At 74.6% G+C, this 15,552-nt stretch carries 15 protein-coding genes; 5 read left to right on the top strand and 10 right to left on the bottom strand.

The annotated features are described in order from the left end of the window. Positions 1 to 67: 67 nt before the first annotated feature. Entirely contained in the window at positions 68 to 2,959 is a 2,892-nt protein-coding gene (locus ACFP3U_RS27340; RefSeq protein ID WP_380228365.1) for an AfsR/SARP family transcriptional regulator, read from the top strand. Between the two features lie 24 nt (positions 2,960 to 2,983). Here ACFP3U_RS27340 and ACFP3U_RS27335 read toward each other — a convergent pair whose 3' ends face one another. After that, positions 2,984 to 3,430, bottom strand: a complete 447-nt coding sequence (locus ACFP3U_RS27335; RefSeq protein ID WP_380228364.1) for a hypothetical protein — start codon at positions 3,428 to 3,430, stop codon at positions 2,984 to 2,986. Positions 3,431 to 3,534: 104 nt separating this feature from the next. After that, positions 3,535 to 4,071: a DinB family protein gene (locus tag ACFP3U_RS27330; RefSeq protein WP_380228363.1), complete on the bottom strand. Its 537-nt coding sequence runs from the start codon at positions 4,069 to 4,071 to the stop codon at positions 3,535 to 3,537. Between the two features lie 265 nt (positions 4,072 to 4,336). Here ACFP3U_RS27330 and ACFP3U_RS27325 point away from each other — a divergent pair, with 265 nt between their 5' ends. Then, positions 4,337 to 5,149 carry a class I SAM-dependent methyltransferase gene (locus tag ACFP3U_RS27325; RefSeq protein WP_380228362.1) on the top strand — a complete coding sequence of 271 codons (813 nt, stop codon included), beginning with the start codon at positions 4,337 to 4,339 and terminating at the stop codon, positions 5,147 to 5,149. A gap of 187 nt (positions 5,150 to 5,336) precedes the next feature. Here the strand turns inward: ACFP3U_RS27325 and ACFP3U_RS27320 are convergent, their stop codons facing one another. Next, entirely contained in the window at positions 5,337 to 6,098 is a 762-nt protein-coding gene (locus ACFP3U_RS27320; protein WP_380228361.1) for an SDR family oxidoreductase, read from the bottom strand. 185 nt (positions 6,099 to 6,283) lie between these two features. Between ACFP3U_RS27320 and ACFP3U_RS27315 the strand changes: the two genes are divergently transcribed. Next, positions 6,284 to 7,141 (top strand): helix-turn-helix transcriptional regulator, encoded by an 858-nt coding sequence (locus ACFP3U_RS27315; protein WP_380228360.1) that lies wholly within the window; start codon positions 6,284 to 6,286, stop codon positions 7,139 to 7,141. Here ACFP3U_RS27315 and ACFP3U_RS27310 read toward each other — a convergent pair. The 6 genes from ACFP3U_RS27310 to ACFP3U_RS27285 form a co-directional block, all read right to left on the bottom strand. Continuing rightward, positions 7,106 to 7,276: a hypothetical protein gene (locus ACFP3U_RS27310; RefSeq protein ID WP_380228359.1), complete on the bottom strand. Its 171-nt coding sequence runs from the start codon at positions 7,274 to 7,276 to the stop codon at positions 7,106 to 7,108. The two genes, ACFP3U_RS27315 and ACFP3U_RS27310, sit on opposite strands and share 36 nt — an antisense overlap. A 135-nt stretch (positions 7,277 to 7,411) precedes the next feature. Beyond that, positions 7,412 to 8,956 (bottom strand): M1 family metallopeptidase, encoded by a 1,545-nt coding sequence (locus tag ACFP3U_RS27305; protein ID WP_380228358.1) that lies wholly within the window; start codon positions 8,954 to 8,956, stop codon positions 7,412 to 7,414. Between the two features lie 173 nt (positions 8,957 to 9,129). Then, entirely contained in the window at positions 9,130 to 10,002 is an 873-nt protein-coding gene (locus ACFP3U_RS27300; protein ID WP_380228357.1) for a sulfurtransferase, read from the bottom strand. Positions 10,003 to 10,089: 87 nt separating this feature from the next. Further along, positions 10,090 to 11,166: a class I SAM-dependent methyltransferase gene (locus ACFP3U_RS27295; protein WP_380228356.1), complete on the bottom strand. Its 1,077-nt coding sequence runs from the start codon at positions 11,164 to 11,166 to the stop codon at positions 10,090 to 10,092. Between the two features lie 203 nt (positions 11,167 to 11,369). Then, entirely contained in the window at positions 11,370 to 11,696 is a 327-nt protein-coding gene (locus ACFP3U_RS27290) for a hypothetical protein (protein ID WP_380228355.1), read from the bottom strand. Between the two features lie 181 nt (positions 11,697 to 11,877). Continuing rightward, positions 11,878 to 12,891 carry a polysaccharide deacetylase family protein gene (locus ACFP3U_RS27285; protein WP_380228354.1) on the bottom strand — a complete coding sequence of 338 codons (1,014 nt, stop codon included), beginning with the start codon at positions 12,889 to 12,891 and terminating at the stop codon, positions 11,878 to 11,880. 174 nt (positions 12,892 to 13,065) lie between these two features. On the opposite strand from ACFP3U_RS27285, the gene ACFP3U_RS27280 reads away from it, so the two are divergent. After that, on the top strand, positions 13,066 to 13,920 hold the full coding sequence (locus ACFP3U_RS27280; RefSeq protein WP_380228353.1) for an SAM-dependent methyltransferase: 855 nt from the start codon (positions 13,066 to 13,068) through the stop codon (positions 13,918 to 13,920). Positions 13,921 to 13,985: 65 nt separating this feature from the next. Here ACFP3U_RS27280 and ACFP3U_RS27275 read toward each other — a convergent pair whose 3' ends face one another. After that, positions 13,986 to 14,855, bottom strand: a complete 870-nt coding sequence (locus ACFP3U_RS27275; RefSeq protein ID WP_380228352.1) for an Fpg/Nei family DNA glycosylase — start codon at positions 14,853 to 14,855, stop codon at positions 13,986 to 13,988. A 130-nt stretch (positions 14,856 to 14,985) separates the two neighbouring features. Between ACFP3U_RS27275 and ACFP3U_RS27270 the strand changes: the two genes are divergently transcribed. Further along, positions 14,986 to 15,483, top strand: coding sequence for an SRPBCC family protein (locus tag ACFP3U_RS27270; RefSeq protein WP_380228351.1), 498 nt, complete (start codon positions 14,986 to 14,988; stop codon positions 15,481 to 15,483). Positions 15,484 to 15,552 lie beyond the last annotated feature (69 nt).

The raw sequence follows: 15,552 nt of genomic DNA, 5'->3' as shown, positions 1-15,552 counted from the left end.
CGTGGCTAGACTGCGCCCCGCACAGGGATGGAGACCCTCGTCCACCCGCTCTCACCTGGGAGGATCCGTGTTCGTTCGGCTGCTGGGCCCGGTGGAACTACGGACCGCCGACGGCCGGTCCGTCGAGCCCGCCGCCGCCAAGCGGCGCGCCACGCTGGCCCTGCTGGCGCTCGAACTCGGCCGCACCGTCCCGGTCGGACGCTTCTTCGAACTGCTCTGGGGGGACGCTCCCCCGGCCCGGGCCCGGGCCGCGCTGCAGGGCCACATCGCCGCGCTGCGCAAGCTGATCGCCGGCTCGGACCTCGTCCTGTCGACCCGCCCACCGGGCTACCGGCTTGACGGCCCGGCAGGCGCGGTGGACGCCCTGCTCTTCGACGACCTGGTCGCCCGGGCCGCCGCGCAGAGCGTCCCGGACGGCGACGAGGCGGCGGCCGGGCTGCTGCGCCGGGCACTCGGCCTGTGGCACGGGCCCGCCGCCCTCGCCGACCTGCCCGAGACCGATCTGCGGGACGCGCTCGCCGACCGTCTGCGGAAGGAGCGGACGCTCGCCCTGGAGGCCTGGACGGACCGCCTGCTCCGGCTCGGCCTCGGCGCCGACGCCGTGTCCGACCTCGACCGCGCGCTGGAGGCCGACCCGTGGAACGAGTCGCTCGCCGCGCAGTTGGTGCTCTGCCTGAACCAGTCCGGGCGCTCGTGGGACGCGCTGGACGTCTATCACCGCACCCGCCGCCGGCTCGCCACGGACCTCGGTGTCGGCCCGGGCCGCGCCCTGCGGTCGGCGGTGTCGGACGTGCTCGTGGAGGAGCCGGCGCGCGGCCCGGGCCCGGCCGCGGGCCCCCGGCGCACGGCGGCGGTCCCGTTCGCGAGCGGCAAACCCGCCTCGCGCACCACCCCCGCACCCCGCCAACTCCCCTCAGGGGATGACCGGTTCACCGCCTCACCGTCCGTCCCGGACCAACTCCCGCGCCCACCGGCCGGGTTCGTCGGGCGCGCGGCCGAACTCCGCTGGCTGGCCGACCGGTTCGGCGGAGCGCACCCCGTCGGCGGGCCCGGCGTCCTGGTCGGGCCGGCCGGCACCGGCAAGACCGCCACCGCCCTGCAGTGGGCGCACCGGGCGGCCCCCGGCTACCCGGACGGGCGGCTCTTCGCCGACCTCAACGGCTTCGGCCCGGGCCGGCCCGTCGAACCCGGCGCCGTCCTGGGCCGGTTCCTCCGGGCCCTGGGGGTCCCGGAGGCCGAGCTGCCCGAGGACCGGGCGGCCCGCGCCGCGCTCTTCCGCTCGCTCAGCCGCGACCGCCGCCTCCTGGTGGTGCTGGACGACGTCCCGGACGCCCGGTCGCTGGCCGACCTGCTGCCCGCCGGCCCCGGCTGCGCGACCGTGGTCACCAGCCGCAGCACCCTGGAGGACCTGGTGGTCACCGAGGGCGCCGGCCTGCTGCGCCTCGGCCCGCTGCCCGCCGAGGAGGCCGGCCACCTGCTGGCCCACCTGCTCGGCCCCCGGGTGGCCGCCGAACCCGAGGCCGCCGCCCGGTTGGCCGAGCTCTGCGGCCGGCTGCCGCTCGCCCTGCGGATCGCCGCCGCCCGGCTGGCCACCCACCCCGCCTGGGCGATCGCCGACCTGGTGCCCGAGCTCGCCGACGAGCGGACCAGGCTGCACGCCCTGGACACCCGGGGCAGCAGCAGCCTGCGCGCCGCGCTCGATTCGACGCTCCGTCACATGTCCGATATGGCTGCCCACTTGCTGGCCCTGCTCGCCGTCCACCCGGGCACCGAGACGGACGTCCCGGCGGCGGCGGCGCTGCTCGGCGGCGGCCCCGCCGAGGCCCGCGGCGCGCTGTCCGCGCTCGCCGCGCACCATCTGCTCACCGAGATCTCCCCCGGCCGCTACCGCCGCTGCGACCTGATCCGGCTGTACGGCGTCGAACTCCTCGACGAGCGGCACGCCTCCGAGCGGGGCACGGCCACCGCCGCGCTGGCCGACCACTATCTGGCGACGCTGGCCCACGGCGCCGCCCTGCTCCAGCCCGCCCCCGGGCCACGGGACCTGGGCGACCGCGTCCCGGCCCAGCGGTCCGACGGCCACCGCACCGCCCGGCCCCATCTGCCCACCGTCCGCTCGATCCTGGAGTGGTTCCGGGACGAGGAGCCCGCCGTCCGCGGGCTGGTCTCCGCCGCCTCCGAGGGCGGCGACCACGACCGCTCGTGGCGGCTCGCCTACCACGCCGACGGCCTCTACTACAGCGTCGGCCGCCGCACGGACCGGCTGACCTGCCTGCGGACCGGGCTCGACGCCGCCGGCCGCACCGGCGACCCGGCCGCCGTCGCCGCGATGGAGGCCGTGACGGCCCGCGCCCTCAGCGGCCGGGGCCGGACGGCGGAGGCGCACCAGCTGGCGCGCCGGGCGGTCGACCGCAGCTCCGGCACCGCCGACGCCGTCCGGGTGCAGGCGCTCACCGTGCTGGCCGTGACCACGGCGGCCGGCGGACGGCCGGACGAGGCGGTCCGGCTGGGCGAGCGGGCGATCGCCCTCGCGGAGGCGCACGGCCACGCCGAGCACGCCCCTTATGCGCTCAGCAACACCGCCGGTTTCCACGGCCTCGCCGGCGATCCGGCGCGCGCGCTGCGGCGCGCCCGGGAGGCCCGCGCGCTGCTCGTCGAGCACCCGCTGGCCGTCTTCCACCTCTCCGCGATGATCAACGAGGCGCACGCCCTCCAACTGCTCGGCCGGTACGGCGACGCGGAGGAGGCCTGGCGGCAGACCGTGGAGCGCTGCCGGTTCTCCGGCGCCGTCCATCTGCACGCGGTGGCCGAACGCCACTTCGCCGACTTCCTGCTGGCCACCGGCCGCGCCCCGGAGGCCGTCGGCACCCTCCGCGCGGCGCGCGGCCTGTACGGGCTCCTCGGTGAGACCACGGTCGTCCGGGCGCTGGACGAACGGCTGGCGACGCTGGCCGGCTGAGGACCTTCCAGACCCGCGCCGCATTCAGCGCGCTTCCCGGGCCGCTCCCTTCAGCAGCTCCGCCGTCAGCATCGTCACGCCGTCCTCACCGAAGCGGTGCAGCAGCAGCGCCACCCACTCCACGGCCTCCGTCCGATCGGTCGCCGTCCACGTCGCCGCCGAGGGGTGCTCGTCCACCACCAGCGCCTCGGCGATCATCCGCAGCCCGTCCGGGAGCGCCGTCCGCGCCCCCGGCCGCCCCGGGCCGCCCCCGGCCAGCCGCCGGGCGGCCGCGAGGACCACCGCCGCCCCGGCCGGGGGCACCGCCCACCCACCCCCGACCTGGTCCGGCCCGGCCCGCTCCTCCTCGCCCCGCCCGTCGTCGCCGGGCCGCTCGGCCGCGAGCCACCCCGCGACCAGCTCCCGGACTCCCGCCTCACCCGCCGCTTCCGCCATGGCGGCCAGCTTGCCAGCACCGCGTCCCGTGGTCATCACCATCACGGTGACGAGTACGGCTGCCACCCCGCCCGGCGTTCACCACCGGCCTGGCGGGCCTCCGACCGACCCGGCGGCGGGTTCCCGCCGGCACCACTCCGCTACGCGCCGACCTCCCCGTCGATCGCCTCCCGCAGGAAGTCCGCGTGCCCGTTGTGCCGCGCGTACTCGTGGATCAGGTGCAGCATCACCAGCCGCAGCGAGACCTCCGCCTTCCAGCGCGGCTGGTACCCGGTGACGTCCAGCGACTCCGCCTCCCGCTCGATCCGCCGGGCGTGCGCGACCTCCGCCTCCCAGGCCGCGAAGGCCTCGGCCCGGTCCGCCCCGCTCGCGTCGTACGCGGCCTGGAAGTCGCCCTCGGCGGACCACACCAGCGGGATGTCCTCCCCGTCGATGACCCGCCGGAACCAGGTCCGCTCGACCTCCGCCATGTGCCGCACCAGCCCGAGCAGCGTCAGGGTCGACGGCGGGCTCGACCGCAGCCTGAGCTGTTCGTCCGTCAGCCCGGCGCACTTCATCGCCAGCGTCCCCCGGTGGAAGTCCAGGAACGCCCGCAGCATCTCGCGCTCACCCCCCGTCAGCGGCGGGGCGACCCGCTCCTCCCCCGTACCCGTGCCCGTCCCGGTCCCCGTGCCCATCCCCATGACGCTCCTCGCCTCCGTCGGATTCGAACGATCGGCGCCCAGTCTCCCAACCCGCCCCGCCGGGCCGCACGCACTTTTCTCACGCGAAACCACTCCCTTCGGGTAGTTCCGCCGTCGGCCGGTTTGGGTACGTACTGCGGCGCGCGCCCGCGGGGACACCGGAGCGTACGAGCCCCGACCCTCCCCCGCCCGTCGCCGCCCACCGGCCGCCGCCGTCACCGCGGCCGCCGACACGACACACGAGGAGCCCGAGCGAGCCATGAGCCAGGACCGCATCCCAGGACCGGTACGCCAGACCTACGGCGCCGACGATCTGTCACAGGCCGCCTCCTTCGCGGGCGGATTCATCAACTTCGGGGACTGGAGCGCCATCCCCACCGCCGCGCCGACACCCGAGGACCGGATCCGCAGCCAGGAGAACCTCTACCGCCGGGTGCTGCGCGCCTTCCCGGAGCCGACCGAGTCCCTGCGGCTGGGCGAGGTCGGCTGCGGGCGCGGGCTGGGCGCGGCGCTCGCGCTCTGCGAGTTCCGGTTCGCCGCCGTCACCGGCGTCGACATCCACCCCGACCAGATCGAGCGCGCCCGCACCGTCAACGCCAGGGCGCTCGCGACCTTCCCCGACCGGCTGGGCTACAGCCTCGGCTCGGCGGACGAACTGCCCTTCGCGGACGCCTCGCTGGACGGCGTGTACTCGGTCGAGGCGGCCCAGCACTTCCGCGAGCTGACCGGCTTCGCCCGCGAGGCGGCCCGGGTGCTGCGCCCCGGCGGCCGGCTGGTGGTGACCACCTTCTTCTCCGCCGAGGGGCCGGACGTCGCCGAGCGGCTGAGCATCCTGCTGGGCAGCTTCGCCAACGGTCTGGACGTCCCCCACCCGCTGGCCGCCTTCACCGCCGACCTCGGGTCCGCCGGGTTCGCCGACGTCGCCACCGAGTCCATCGGGGCTGACGTCTGGCCGGGCCTCGACCGGTACCTCCAAGGCACCGTCCCGCCCGGCCACTGGACCCGCAACTTCCTCCACACCTGGCGGGACGGCCTGCTCGACTACCACCTGGTCACCGCGACCCGCCGCTGACCGCGACCGGACGCCCCCGTCCGCCCCCCGGCCGCCGGCCGCCGTCCCCGCGGCGGCCCCGGTCAGCCCGTCTGGACCAGCAGCGCCGCCGGTACCTCTCGTACCGGCGGGCGCGGCAGCCGGGGAACGATCACCACACGATCGCCTTGGCGCCCGCGCCCCGCCTTGACGCTCTTGACGACGGACCCTAGGCCTGGCGGGTCGGCAGGGCGACCACGTGGCGGAGGTTCACATGCCGCGGGCGGGTGACCGTGAAGGCGATCAGGTCGGCGATGTCCTCGGCGGTCAGCGCGGGCATCGCGGCGAACATGCCGTTGAGCTGCTCGCGCAGCACCGGGTTGTCGATGTGCCCGCCGAGCTCGGTGTCGGTGAGCCCGGGCTCGATCGCGCTGACCCGCACGTCGCGCGGGCCCAGTTCGGTGCGCAGCGCGGCGGACAGCTGGGTGAGCGCCGCCTTGGTGGCCCCGTACACGGCGTAGTCCGGGAAGACCACGTGCGAGGCGATGGAGGAGACGTTGACCAGGTCGGCGGTGCGGCCCTCGGCGGCGGCCGCGACGAGGTCGCCGGAGAACGCCCGGACGATCCGCAGCGCGCCGGTGAGATTGGTGTCGATCATGCGGGTCCACTCGTCGATCCGGCCGTCCGCGACGGGGTTGGGCAGCATCACCCCGGCGTTGTTGACCACCAGGTCGACCGGGCCGTAGGCGTCGTGCACGGCCCGGACGGCGGCGTCCACCGAGGACTGGTCGGTGACGTCGGCGGTGACGGCGAGCGCCCGGCCGCCGGCGGCGGCGATCTCGCCGGCCAGGGCGTCCAGCCGGTCGGCGCGGCGGGCCAGCAGGGCTACCCGGGCGCCGCCGGCGGCGAGCAGGCGGGCGGTGGCCGCGCCCATACCGCTGGCGGCTCCGGTGACGACGGCGGTGCGGGTGGCGAGGGCGGGGTGGGTCATCTTCTGCTCCGGTGCGGTTCGTTGGTGCGGTGGGGCTGACGAGGCACCACTCTGCGGCCGTCGCGCCGCGCCACCCAGGGTCGCGATCTTCCCCGGTACCGCCGTCCTGGGTCCGCGCATCCTGGGCAAGTTCTTACCACCCTTGCGCCCGGCCGCCCCGACCGTGCCCCGACTACGCTGCGACCATGGAGAACACCGTCGGGGACTTCCTGCGCACCCGCCGCGCCCGGATCCGGCCGGAGGAGGTGGGCCTGCCCGCGCACGGCCGCCGCCGGGTGCAGGGCCTGCGCCGCGAGGAGGTCGCCCAACTGGCCGGCGTCAGCGTGGACTACTACATCCGCCTGGAGCAGGGCCGGGGCGGCAGCGCCTCGGACGCGGTGCTGGAGGCGGTGGCCCGGGTCCTGCGGCTGGACGAGATCGAGACGGCGCACCTGCGCGCGCTGCTGCGTCCGTCCCGGCCGGCCACGGCGTCCCCCGGCCGCCAGCAGGTCCGGGAGGGCACCCGGCTGCTGCTCGACCTGATGCCCGGGGTGCCGGCCTTCGTGCTCGGCCGCCGGATGGACGTGCTGGCCTGGAACGCGCTCGGCGACGCGGTGAGCGGCTTCTCCGCCCTCCCGCCGGAGCACCGCAACGTGGCCCGGTACGTCTTCCTCGACCCGGCCGCCCGGGAGGTCTACCCGCAGTGGGCGGCCGTCGCCGCGGAGGCCGTGGCCCATCTGCGGCTGGACGCCGGACGCCACCCCGACGACCCACGGCTGGCCGCGCTGGTGGGTGATCTGTCGGTGCGCAGCGAGGAGTTCCGCCGGCTCTGGGCGGACCACCAGGTGCGGGCGAAGACGCACGGGGTCAAGCTGATCGCCCATCCCCTGGTCGGCGAACTCGCCTTCGGCTACGAGACCCTGGCGATCAACGGCAGTCCCGAGCAGCAGCTGGTGGCCTACACCGCCGCGGCCGGCTCGCCGACGGCCCAGCGGCTCGCGCTGCTGGCGAGCTGGACGGCGGACGGCTCACCGGCCACCGCCCCGGCCGTCGCCGGAGACTGAGCTCCCGACGTTGCCGACCGGGATGCCGCCGACGGGGATGAGGACGTAGGGCGAGTCGCTCCCGATCGTGGCACCGCCGACGACGGAGGCGGTCAGGTTGAGCAGCGGGCCCGCCACCTGGGGCCGGCGAGCCATCTGGGACGTCGTCAACCGCCTGACCCCCCGCCGACCGGGTGCCGCTGGCCGACCCTGGGCACACCGAAGGGCCCGGCCGTCCGCTCTCGCACGGACGGCCGGGCCCCGGCCCGCGGGAGGACCACCGACCGGGTGTCAGCCCTTGTGGTCGTGGACCGCGTTGGTGTCCTGGATCTTCTTCCAGGACTTCGGCTCCACCTGCGCGACCTCCGGGACACCAGCGGCACCCGAAGCACCCGAGGCACTCGGGGCGAGGCTCGCGGCGAGCGGCGACGCCGTGCCCGCCGAGCCCACGGTCGGCTTCCCGGCGGTGAACAGCCAGGTGTTGAACAGCTCGCCCAGCGGCTTGCCCGAGATCCGCTCCGCGTACGCCTGGAACTGCGGGATGGTGGCGTTGCCGTACTTGCGCTCGGTCGGCCACCCCTTCAGGATCGCGAAGAACTTGTCGTCCCCGACGGCGTTGCGCAGCGCCTGGATGCCGATCGCGCCCCGGTCGTAGACGGCGCCCGCGAACTGGTGGTCCGGGCCCGGGTCGCCCGGCTTGATCGACCAGAACGCGTTGTCGGCCGCGTAGTTGTTGTAGACGTAGTCGGCCAGCTCCTGCGCGGTGCCCTCGTCCTCGTGCTCCGACCAGAGCCACTGCGCGTAGCGGGCGAAGCCCTCGTTGAGCCAGATGTCGCTCCAGCGCTGCACGGAGACGCTGTCGCCGTACCACTGGTGGGCCAGCTCGTGCACCACGACGGAGGTGTTGGAGCCGCGCGCGAACTGCGCGGGGCTGTAGAAGACCTGGCCCTGGGTCTCCAGCGCGTACCCGGTCGGCACGTTGGGCACGTAGCCGCCCACCGTGTCGAACGGGTACGGGCCGAACACGCCGCTCAGCCAGTCGGTCAGCTCGCCGGTCCGCTCGACGCTGGCCTGGGCCGCGCCAAGGTTGGCGCCGAGGTCCGGGCTGTAGGCGGTGATGACCGGCAGGCCGCCCGGGGTGACGTCCTTGCGGATGTCGAACTTCCCGATCGCCAGGGTGGCCAGGTAGGTGGCCTGCGGCTTGGTCTGCCGGTAGTTGTAGCGGGTCCAGCCGGGCCGGGAGCTGATGGTCTGGGTGCCGTTGCTGACCACCTGGGTGCCCTCGGGCACCAGCACCGAGACGTCGAAGGTGGCCTTGTCGGTGGGGTGGTCGTTGCTGGGGTACCACCAGGCGGAGCCCTCGGGCTCGTTGGCGGCCACCCCGCCGTCGGGGGTGCGCAGCCAGGCGGAGTAGCCGCCGCGCTCGACCTCGCCCGGCTTGTCGGCGTAGCGGACGACGACGGTGACCGGGCTGCCCTTGGCGATGGTCCGGGCCGGGGTGACCACCAGTTCCTGCTCGCCGCTGGTGGAGAACTTCGCGGCCCGGCCGTTGACCAGCACCTCCTTCACGCTGAGCACGAAGTCGAGGTTGAAGCGGGTGAGGTCCTGGGTGGCGGTGGCCAGGATGGTGGTGGTGCCCTCCAACTCGTCGGTGGCGGGCGCGTACTTCAGCCGGATGTCGTAGTGCGAGACGTCGTAACCGCCGTTGCCGGCATTCGGGTAGTAGGGGTCGCCGATCCCCGCCGCGCCCGGGCCGGCCTGGGCGGCGGAGGCGGGAACGGAGAGCAGCAGGGCGAGCGCGCCGGCAGCGGCAGAGACGATCAGCCTCTTGCGCACGGTGGTCCTCCACAGGGTTACTGGGACAACGGGTCGGATCGATCCTTGTCCCCTTCAGCCCCGCGCTACGCATAAACGTTGAAATGTTCATGAGAGGAAACAGGCCGAAATGGCGGTGCCGCCACCCCGTGACGCGACGACACCACCACCGGACGCGCAGGCCGCCGCCGGTGTCACGCCCCCAGCGCCACCGGCGCCCGCACCAGCGAGCCGTACTCGGTCCACGACCCGTCGTAGTTCTTGACGTGCTCGAACCCGAGCAGTTCGGAGAGCGCGAACCAGGTGTGCGCCGAGCGCTCCCCGATCCGGCAGTAGGTGATCACCTCGCGCTCCTCCTCGACGCCCCGCCCGGCGTACAGCGCCCGCAGCTCCTCCGCCGACCGGAAGGTGCCGTCCTCGTTGGTCGCCTGCGACCAGGGGATGTTGACCGCGCCGGGGATGTGCCCGGGCACCTGCGCCTGCTCCTGCGGCAGGTGCGGCGGGGCCAGCGTCTCGCCCCGGAACTCGGCCGGCGAGCGGACGTCCACCAGCACCGCGTCCGAACCGGGCTTGGCGAAGACCCGCGCCCTGGCCAGGACCTCGTCCCGCAGTGCCCGCACCTCGGGGTGCTCGGGCCCGGTCAGCCGGTACGGGCTGTGCTGGTAGTCCATCACCTCCTCGGTCAGCTCGCGCCCCTCCAGCTCCCACTTCTTGCGCCCGCCGTCCAGCAGCCGCACCGGGCCGAAGCCGCGCAGCCGCAGCAGCCAGTAGGCGTAGGCGGCGAACCAGTTGTTGTTGCCGCCGTACAGCACGACGGTGGTGTCGTCCTCGACCCCGGCCGCGCGCAGCAGGTGCTCGACGCCCACGCGGTCCGTGTAGTCGCGCCCGACCGGGCTGTGCAGGTCGGTGGCCCAGTTCCAGCCGACCGCGCCCGGCAGGTGGCCGCGCTCGTACGCGCCGTTGTCCTCGTCCACCTCGACCACGCGGAGCGTGCCGTCGTCCAGGTGCTGGGCCAGCCACCCGGTGTCGACCAGTGCCTCGGGGTGTGCGTAGCCGTTGCCGGTCATCGACGTCCTCCTTCCCTCCGACTCCTCGAAGGCTCCTCGAAGACTCCTCGAAGCCTCCGGGTCCTGTGCCGGGTCCTGTGCCGGGCCCTATGCCGCGACGGCCAGCCTCGCCACGTAGTACTGGTTGAGCGGATCGCCCTCGATCCGCGACACCTCCACCGAGCCGAAGCCCGCCTCGGCCAGCATCCGCCGCGCGGTCTGCTCGCCCCAGACGGTGCCCAGGCCCGCGCCGCCCTCGCCGAGCGAGACCGTCATGCAGTAGAAGGTCGAGAAGGTGTACAGCGCCGGGGCGAGCGGGTGGCCGATGTTCTCCTCCAGCCGGCTGCTGGCCGCGATGTCGCCCATCAGGAAGACGCCGTCGGGCCGCAGCACGGCCGCGACGGCCCGCAGCGTGCGGTCCGGCCGGGCCAGGTCGTGGATCACGTCGAAGGCGGTGACCAGGTCGTACCCGCCGGTCAGCTCGGCCGAGTCGGCGAGGACGAAGCGGGTGTTGTCCAGGCCGTGCACGGCCGCCTCGGCCTTGGCCGCGCCGATGCCCTGCGGGGAGATGTCCACCCCGGTGAACCGGCTGGCCGGGAAGGCGCTCGCCAGCACGTTGACGGCGTGGCCCTGACCGGTGCCGATGTCCACCGCGTCGATCCCGGACCGCAGCCGCTCGGCGAGCCCGGGCACCAGCGGCACCACGGCGTCCACCAGCGCCAGGTCGAAGCCCGCGGCGCTCTCCTCGGCCGTGAGCTCCTGGAACCGCGGGTACGCCGAGTACGGCAGCCCGCCGCCCTTGCGGAACACCTCCACGATCCGGTCCTCGACCTCGCCCATCAGGGCCAGGTACTGCATCAGCCCGGCCATGTTGTCCGGCCCGGCCGCCCGGGTCAGCGCGGCGGCGTGCTCCGGCGGCAGCCGGTAGGTGCGGCCCTCCGGCTCGTACGCGACGAACCCGCCGACCACCATCGCGCCCAGCCACTCGCGGACGTAGCGCTCGTCCAGCCCGGCCGCCCGGGCGAGCTCCTCGCTGGTCGACGGTTCGAGGCCGGCCATGGTGTCGAAAAGGCCGGTACGGTGGCCGACACTGGCCATGAATCCCAGGCAGGCGTCGTTCAGCACCTGCACCACGCGACCCGCGAACTCCTCCTGCTTCGCCGGGTCCGGCTCCCGTTCGGACATCGTTCCTCCTGCGCCGTGTCGGGCCTGCGCGTACCCCTCCCCTCGTCACGCTACGCCGTCCGGGCGAGATCCCCCATCCGCGGCAGCCACCGAGCATCCGCGGGAGCCACCGGGCCGGCCGGGGCACCTCCGGCCGTCGCCCGGACCCGTGCTTCGCCGAAGTCGGCCGCGTCGGGAGAAGTGCAGGAGAAGTCAGGAGAACGTCAGGAGAATCGGACGGAGCGCACCTCCAGCCGGTCCCCGAACCGCATGCCCGGCTTCATCACGGCGTAGGTGTCACCGCCGCAGTCGAAGTCGCGGAAGACCGTGGCGGTCGAGGCGGTGAGGTTCTGGGGCGCGAATCCGGGATCCTCCTCGGTGGTGTACGGCAGGTTGACGCACCCGCCGCTCGCCGGGTCGGCGATCCCGGCCGGCACACCGGGGCCGACCTTGTAGAGGAAGTCGCCGACCGCGGCGTTGGCGGAGACCGGGACGGCGAGGACGAGCGCGATCGCGCTGGTGGCGGCGAGCACGCTGTTGCGCAGACGCATGACTGGGGGCCTTTCGGGCGCTACTCAGTGGCACCGGGTGACGGGGTGGCACCGGGGGAAATGGTGTGAGATCACCCTAGAGGCCCAAAAATCGGCGAAACGATTCTGCTTGTCCATCCTTTCGGGTGGTTTAGGCACTATTCGCGCGACCTTTTCGCATCCGGCTCCGCACAGCCGGGACTCACCCGGGCGGCGCGGTGAAGCGGTACCCGGAGTCGATCAGCACCGGCAGGTACGCCTTCAGCGCCGCCACCGTCTGCGAGCGGTCACCGCCGCCGTCGTGGTTGAGCACGATGGCCCCGGGGCGGACGTCCTTGAGGATCCGGTCGGTGATCACGCCCGTCCCCGGGCGGGCCCAGTCCCGGGGGTCGACCGACCAGGCCATCGGGCGCATGCCCAGCGCGGCACTGACCCGCAGGGAGGCCGGGGACCAGTCGCCGCCCGGCGCGCGGAACCAGGTGGGCGCCTTCCCGGTGGTCCGGTGCAGCAGCTCGGAGGTGCGCTCCAACTCGTCGCGGACCTTGGCCTCGGAGAGGTTCCGCAGGTCGGGGTGGGTCCAGGTGTGGTTGGCGATGTGGTGACCGTGGGCGGCGATCTCGCGGACCAGCCCGGGGTGCCCGGCGGCGTTCTCGCCGATCAGGAAGAAGGTGGCCCGGATGCCGTACTGCTCCAGCAGCGCCAGCACGGTCGGGGTGTGCCGGGGGTCGGGGCCGTCGTCGATGGTGAGCGCCACCACCTGCCGCTCGGCGTCCAGCTCGTAGACCAGCGGGGCCTCGGCCACGGCCGGAGCCCGCGCGGGTTCCGGCCCGGCCGGCGCGGCCGTCGCGGCCGCCGCCGGCGCGACCGTCGCCGACGCCGACGCCGACGCCGACGCCGACGCCGACGCCGTGGCGGCAGCGGACGGAGCGGCGGCGGGCGGGGCGGCGGGAGCGGACGCGGGCGGTGCGACAGGCGCGGCCGCGGCGGAGGGCGAGGCGGGCGCGGTCGAGGCGGCGGCGGTCGGGTCGGCGGTCGGGGTCATGGACGACTGGGCGGTGGGAAGCGCCCCGGGCGCCGGCTCCGGCCCCGCCGAACGGGCCTCGGCGGCGGCCTTCGCCACCTCCTCGCCCCGGCCGCAGCCGGTGAGCCCGAGCAGCGACATCCCCGCCGCGACCAGCAGCAACCTTCGCGAAGTAATCTGACGATCAGACAGCATTACGGATGTCTCCCCCGGTCACCGGCCCGTCTCCCAGCGGCAACCCCGACGGACCCGATCATCACCCCAACGGCCCACGCCACCCGTCGCGCCCCCACCCCCTGACCGGGGCTCCATCGGGCCCGCTACTCTGACCTCGCCCAGTGTGATGATCTGCCTTCAGAGGACGTGGCCATGACGACAAGTCAGGACTTCACCGACCGGTCCGACACCGACGCCGCCGAGCTCAGCCAGTGGGAGAAGTACGGGGTCGACACCACCACCCCGCACTCCGCCCGGGTGTACGACTACTGGCTGGGCGGGAAGACCAACTTCCCGCCGGACCGCGCGATGGGCCAGGCCATCGAGCAGGCCGTGCCCACCATGAAGGCGCAGGCCAAGGAGAACCGCGGCTTCCAGAAGCGCGCCGTGCGCCACCTCGCCGAGCGCTACGGCATCCGCCAGTTCCTCGACCTCGGCACCGGTATCCCCACCTCGCCGAACACCCACGAGATAGCCGAGGCGGTCAGCCCCGGCACCCGGGTCGTCTACGTGGACAACGACCCGATCGTGCTGGCCCACGCCCGCGCGCTGATGGTCTCCACCCCGGCCAGCCGCACCACCTACATCCACGCCGACCTCGGCAAGCCCGCCGAGCTGCTCGCCGACCCGGCGCTCACCTCGACGCTGGACCTGAGCAAGCCGGTCGGCCTGCTGATGATCGCCGTACTGATGCTGATCGCCGACGAGGACGACCCGTGGGGCAAGGTCGCCGCGCTGCGCGACGCGCTCCCCTCCGGCAGCTACCTGGCGCTCACCCACCCCACCCAGGACTTCAACGAGGAGGCCGTGGCCCAGGTGACCGCCTCCGCCCGGGCCGCCGGGATGACCCTGGTGCCGCGCGGCAAGGAGGAGGTCAGCCGGTTCTTCGAGGGCTGGGAGCTGGTCGAGCCCGGCGTCGCCCCGGTGATGGCCTGGCACCCGGACGGCGAGCAGCCGGCCGACCCGTACGCCGCGTACTACTGGGGCGGCGTCGCCCGCAAGCCCTAGGGTCCGTCTTCAGGCGTCCGCCGGTCCCGCCCACCCCCACCGGGCGGGACCGGCCGACATCCGCGCTACTTCAGCAGCCGCGAGAGCCGCCGGTCCGCGAGCGGCTTGCCGCCCGTCTGGCAGGTCGGGCAGTACTGCAGCGAGGAGTCGGCGAACGACACCTCCCGCACGGTGTCCCCGCAGACCGGGCAGGGCTGTCCGGTCCGCCCGTGCACCCGCATCCCCAGCTTCTTCTCCGCCTTCAGCTCCCCGGCGGCCAGGCCCCGCGAGCGCTCCACCGCCTCACGCAGCGTCGTGCCGAGCGCCTCGAACAGCCGCGCCGTCTCCTCCTCCGACAGGTCCGCCGCCAGCTTGTACGGGGACATCCGCGCCGCGTGCAGCACCTCGTCCGAGTAGGCGTTGCCGACCCCGGCCAGCACGCTCTGGTCCCGCAGCACCCCCTTGATCCGGCGCCGCTCGCCGCCCAGCAGCGCCCGGAAGCGCGCCAGGTCGAAGTCCGGGGCCAGCGGGTCGGGACCGAGCCGCGCCACCCCCGGGACCTCCGCGGCGTCCCGCACCAGGTGGACGGCGAGCCCCTTCTTGGTGCCGGCCTCGGTGAGGTCGAAGCCGTCCCCGTCCGGGCCCTCCAGCCGCACCCGCAGCGCCAGCGGGTTGCGCGTGCTCGGCCGCGGCGGCTCCGCGGGCAGGTGCTCCTTCCAGCGCAGCCAGCCCGCCCGGGCCAGGTGGACCACCAGGTGCAGCCCGCCCGCCTCGATGTCCAGGAACTTCCCGTGCCGGACGACCGGGCCGACCGTCCGCCCCGCCAGCGCGGTGACCGGCGGGTCGTAGGTCTTGAGCGCGCTGATCGCCACCGGCCGGACCTCGGCGATCACCCGGCCGGTGAGCCGTTCGGACAGGTACGCGGTCAGGGCCTCGACCTCGGGCAGCTCCGGCATGCGCCCAGTCTCGCGCAGCCGCCCGCCCGGCGCTCGCCGCCTGCCCACCCCGGCCCCCTTTGCCCGGGGCACCCTTCCGGCGCAGTCTGGAGGGTGGACCGCGCGCCCACCCGAGGAGGTCCGGCCGGCCATGAGCACGCTTGAGGAACAGATCGACATCGAGGCCCCGGTCCTGGCGGCCTGGGAGCAGTTGCACCGGGTCCACGAGTACCCGCGGTTCCTCGGCGGCGTCCGCAGCGCCCAGCCGCACGGCCGCAACCTGGCCCACCTCGGGGTGGAGATCGCCGGCGGCGAACGGGACGTCGAGGCCGAGATCACCGACCGGGGCCGGGGCCGGGTGATGGCCTGGCGCACCCTGGACGACCCGCCGCTGCACGGCGCCTTCGCGCTGCGCCCGCTCGACCGGGCGCACACCCGGGTGCAGATCCGCGTCGAGTACAACCCGGCGGCGGTGCACCGGATCTTCGGCGGGCCCGGCGGATTCGCGCTGGCCGGGGCCGTCGAGCGGACCGTCCGGAGCGACCTGGAACTGTTCCGGGATCTGGTGGAGGCCCGGGTGGCGGCCGCCGCGAAACCGGCCGGGCCGGTCGTCGACGCTCCCGGCATCGAGACCGTAAATGGCGTATAAGCCCAGCTCAGAGCGGGCGGTGAGGATCTTCACAGCTTGCCGGGCGGCCACTCGTCCGGCTTTCGACCT

Origin of the sequence: Kitasatospora misakiensis, from assembly GCF_042656005.1 — a bacterium.
In the GTDB taxonomy this organism is placed as follows: Bacteria; Actinomycetota; Actinomycetes; order Streptomycetales; family Streptomycetaceae; genus Kitasatospora; species Kitasatospora misakiensis.
This window is presented reverse-complemented; position numbering and strand designations above follow the sequence as displayed.

Excerpts from the sequence above, each read along its gene's own strand:
- ACFP3U_RS27335 (WP_380228364.1), bottom strand. The coding sequence starts at position 3,430 with ATGACCACGGGACGCGGTGCTGGCAAGCTGGCCGCCATGGCGGAAGCG.
- ACFP3U_RS27330 (WP_380228363.1), bottom strand. The coding sequence starts at position 4,071 with ATGGGCACGGGGACCGGGACGGGCACGGGTACGGGGGAGGAGCGGGTC.
- ACFP3U_RS27325 (WP_380228362.1), top strand. The coding sequence starts at position 4,337 with ATGAGCCAGGACCGCATCCCAGGACCGGTACGCCAGACCTACGGCGCC.
- ACFP3U_RS27320 (WP_380228361.1), bottom strand. The coding sequence starts at position 6,098 with ATGACCCACCCCGCCCTCGCCACCCGCACCGCCGTCGTCACCGGAGCC.
- ACFP3U_RS27315 (WP_380228360.1), top strand. The coding sequence starts at position 6,284 with ATGGAGAACACCGTCGGGGACTTCCTGCGCACCCGCCGCGCCCGGATC.
- ACFP3U_RS27310 (WP_380228359.1), bottom strand. The coding sequence starts at position 7,276 with ATGGCTCGCCGGCCCCAGGTGGCGGGCCCGCTGCTCAACCTGACCGCC.
- ACFP3U_RS27300 (WP_380228357.1), bottom strand. The coding sequence starts at position 10,002 with ATGACCGGCAACGGCTACGCACACCCCGAGGCACTGGTCGACACCGGG.
- ACFP3U_RS27295 (WP_380228356.1), bottom strand. The coding sequence starts at position 11,166 with ATGTCCGAACGGGAGCCGGACCCGGCGAAGCAGGAGGAGTTCGCGGGT.
- ACFP3U_RS27290 (WP_380228355.1), bottom strand. The coding sequence starts at position 11,696 with ATGCGTCTGCGCAACAGCGTGCTCGCCGCCACCAGCGCGATCGCGCTC.
- ACFP3U_RS27285 (WP_380228354.1), bottom strand. The coding sequence starts at position 12,891 with ATGCTGTCTGATCGTCAGATTACTTCGCGAAGGTTGCTGCTGGTCGCG.
- ACFP3U_RS27280 (WP_380228353.1), top strand. The coding sequence starts at position 13,066 with ATGACGACAAGTCAGGACTTCACCGACCGGTCCGACACCGACGCCGCC.
- ACFP3U_RS27275 (WP_380228352.1), bottom strand. The coding sequence starts at position 14,855 with ATGCCGGAGCTGCCCGAGGTCGAGGCCCTGACCGCGTACCTGTCCGAA.
- ACFP3U_RS27270 (WP_380228351.1), top strand. The coding sequence starts at position 14,986 with ATGAGCACGCTTGAGGAACAGATCGACATCGAGGCCCCGGTCCTGGCG.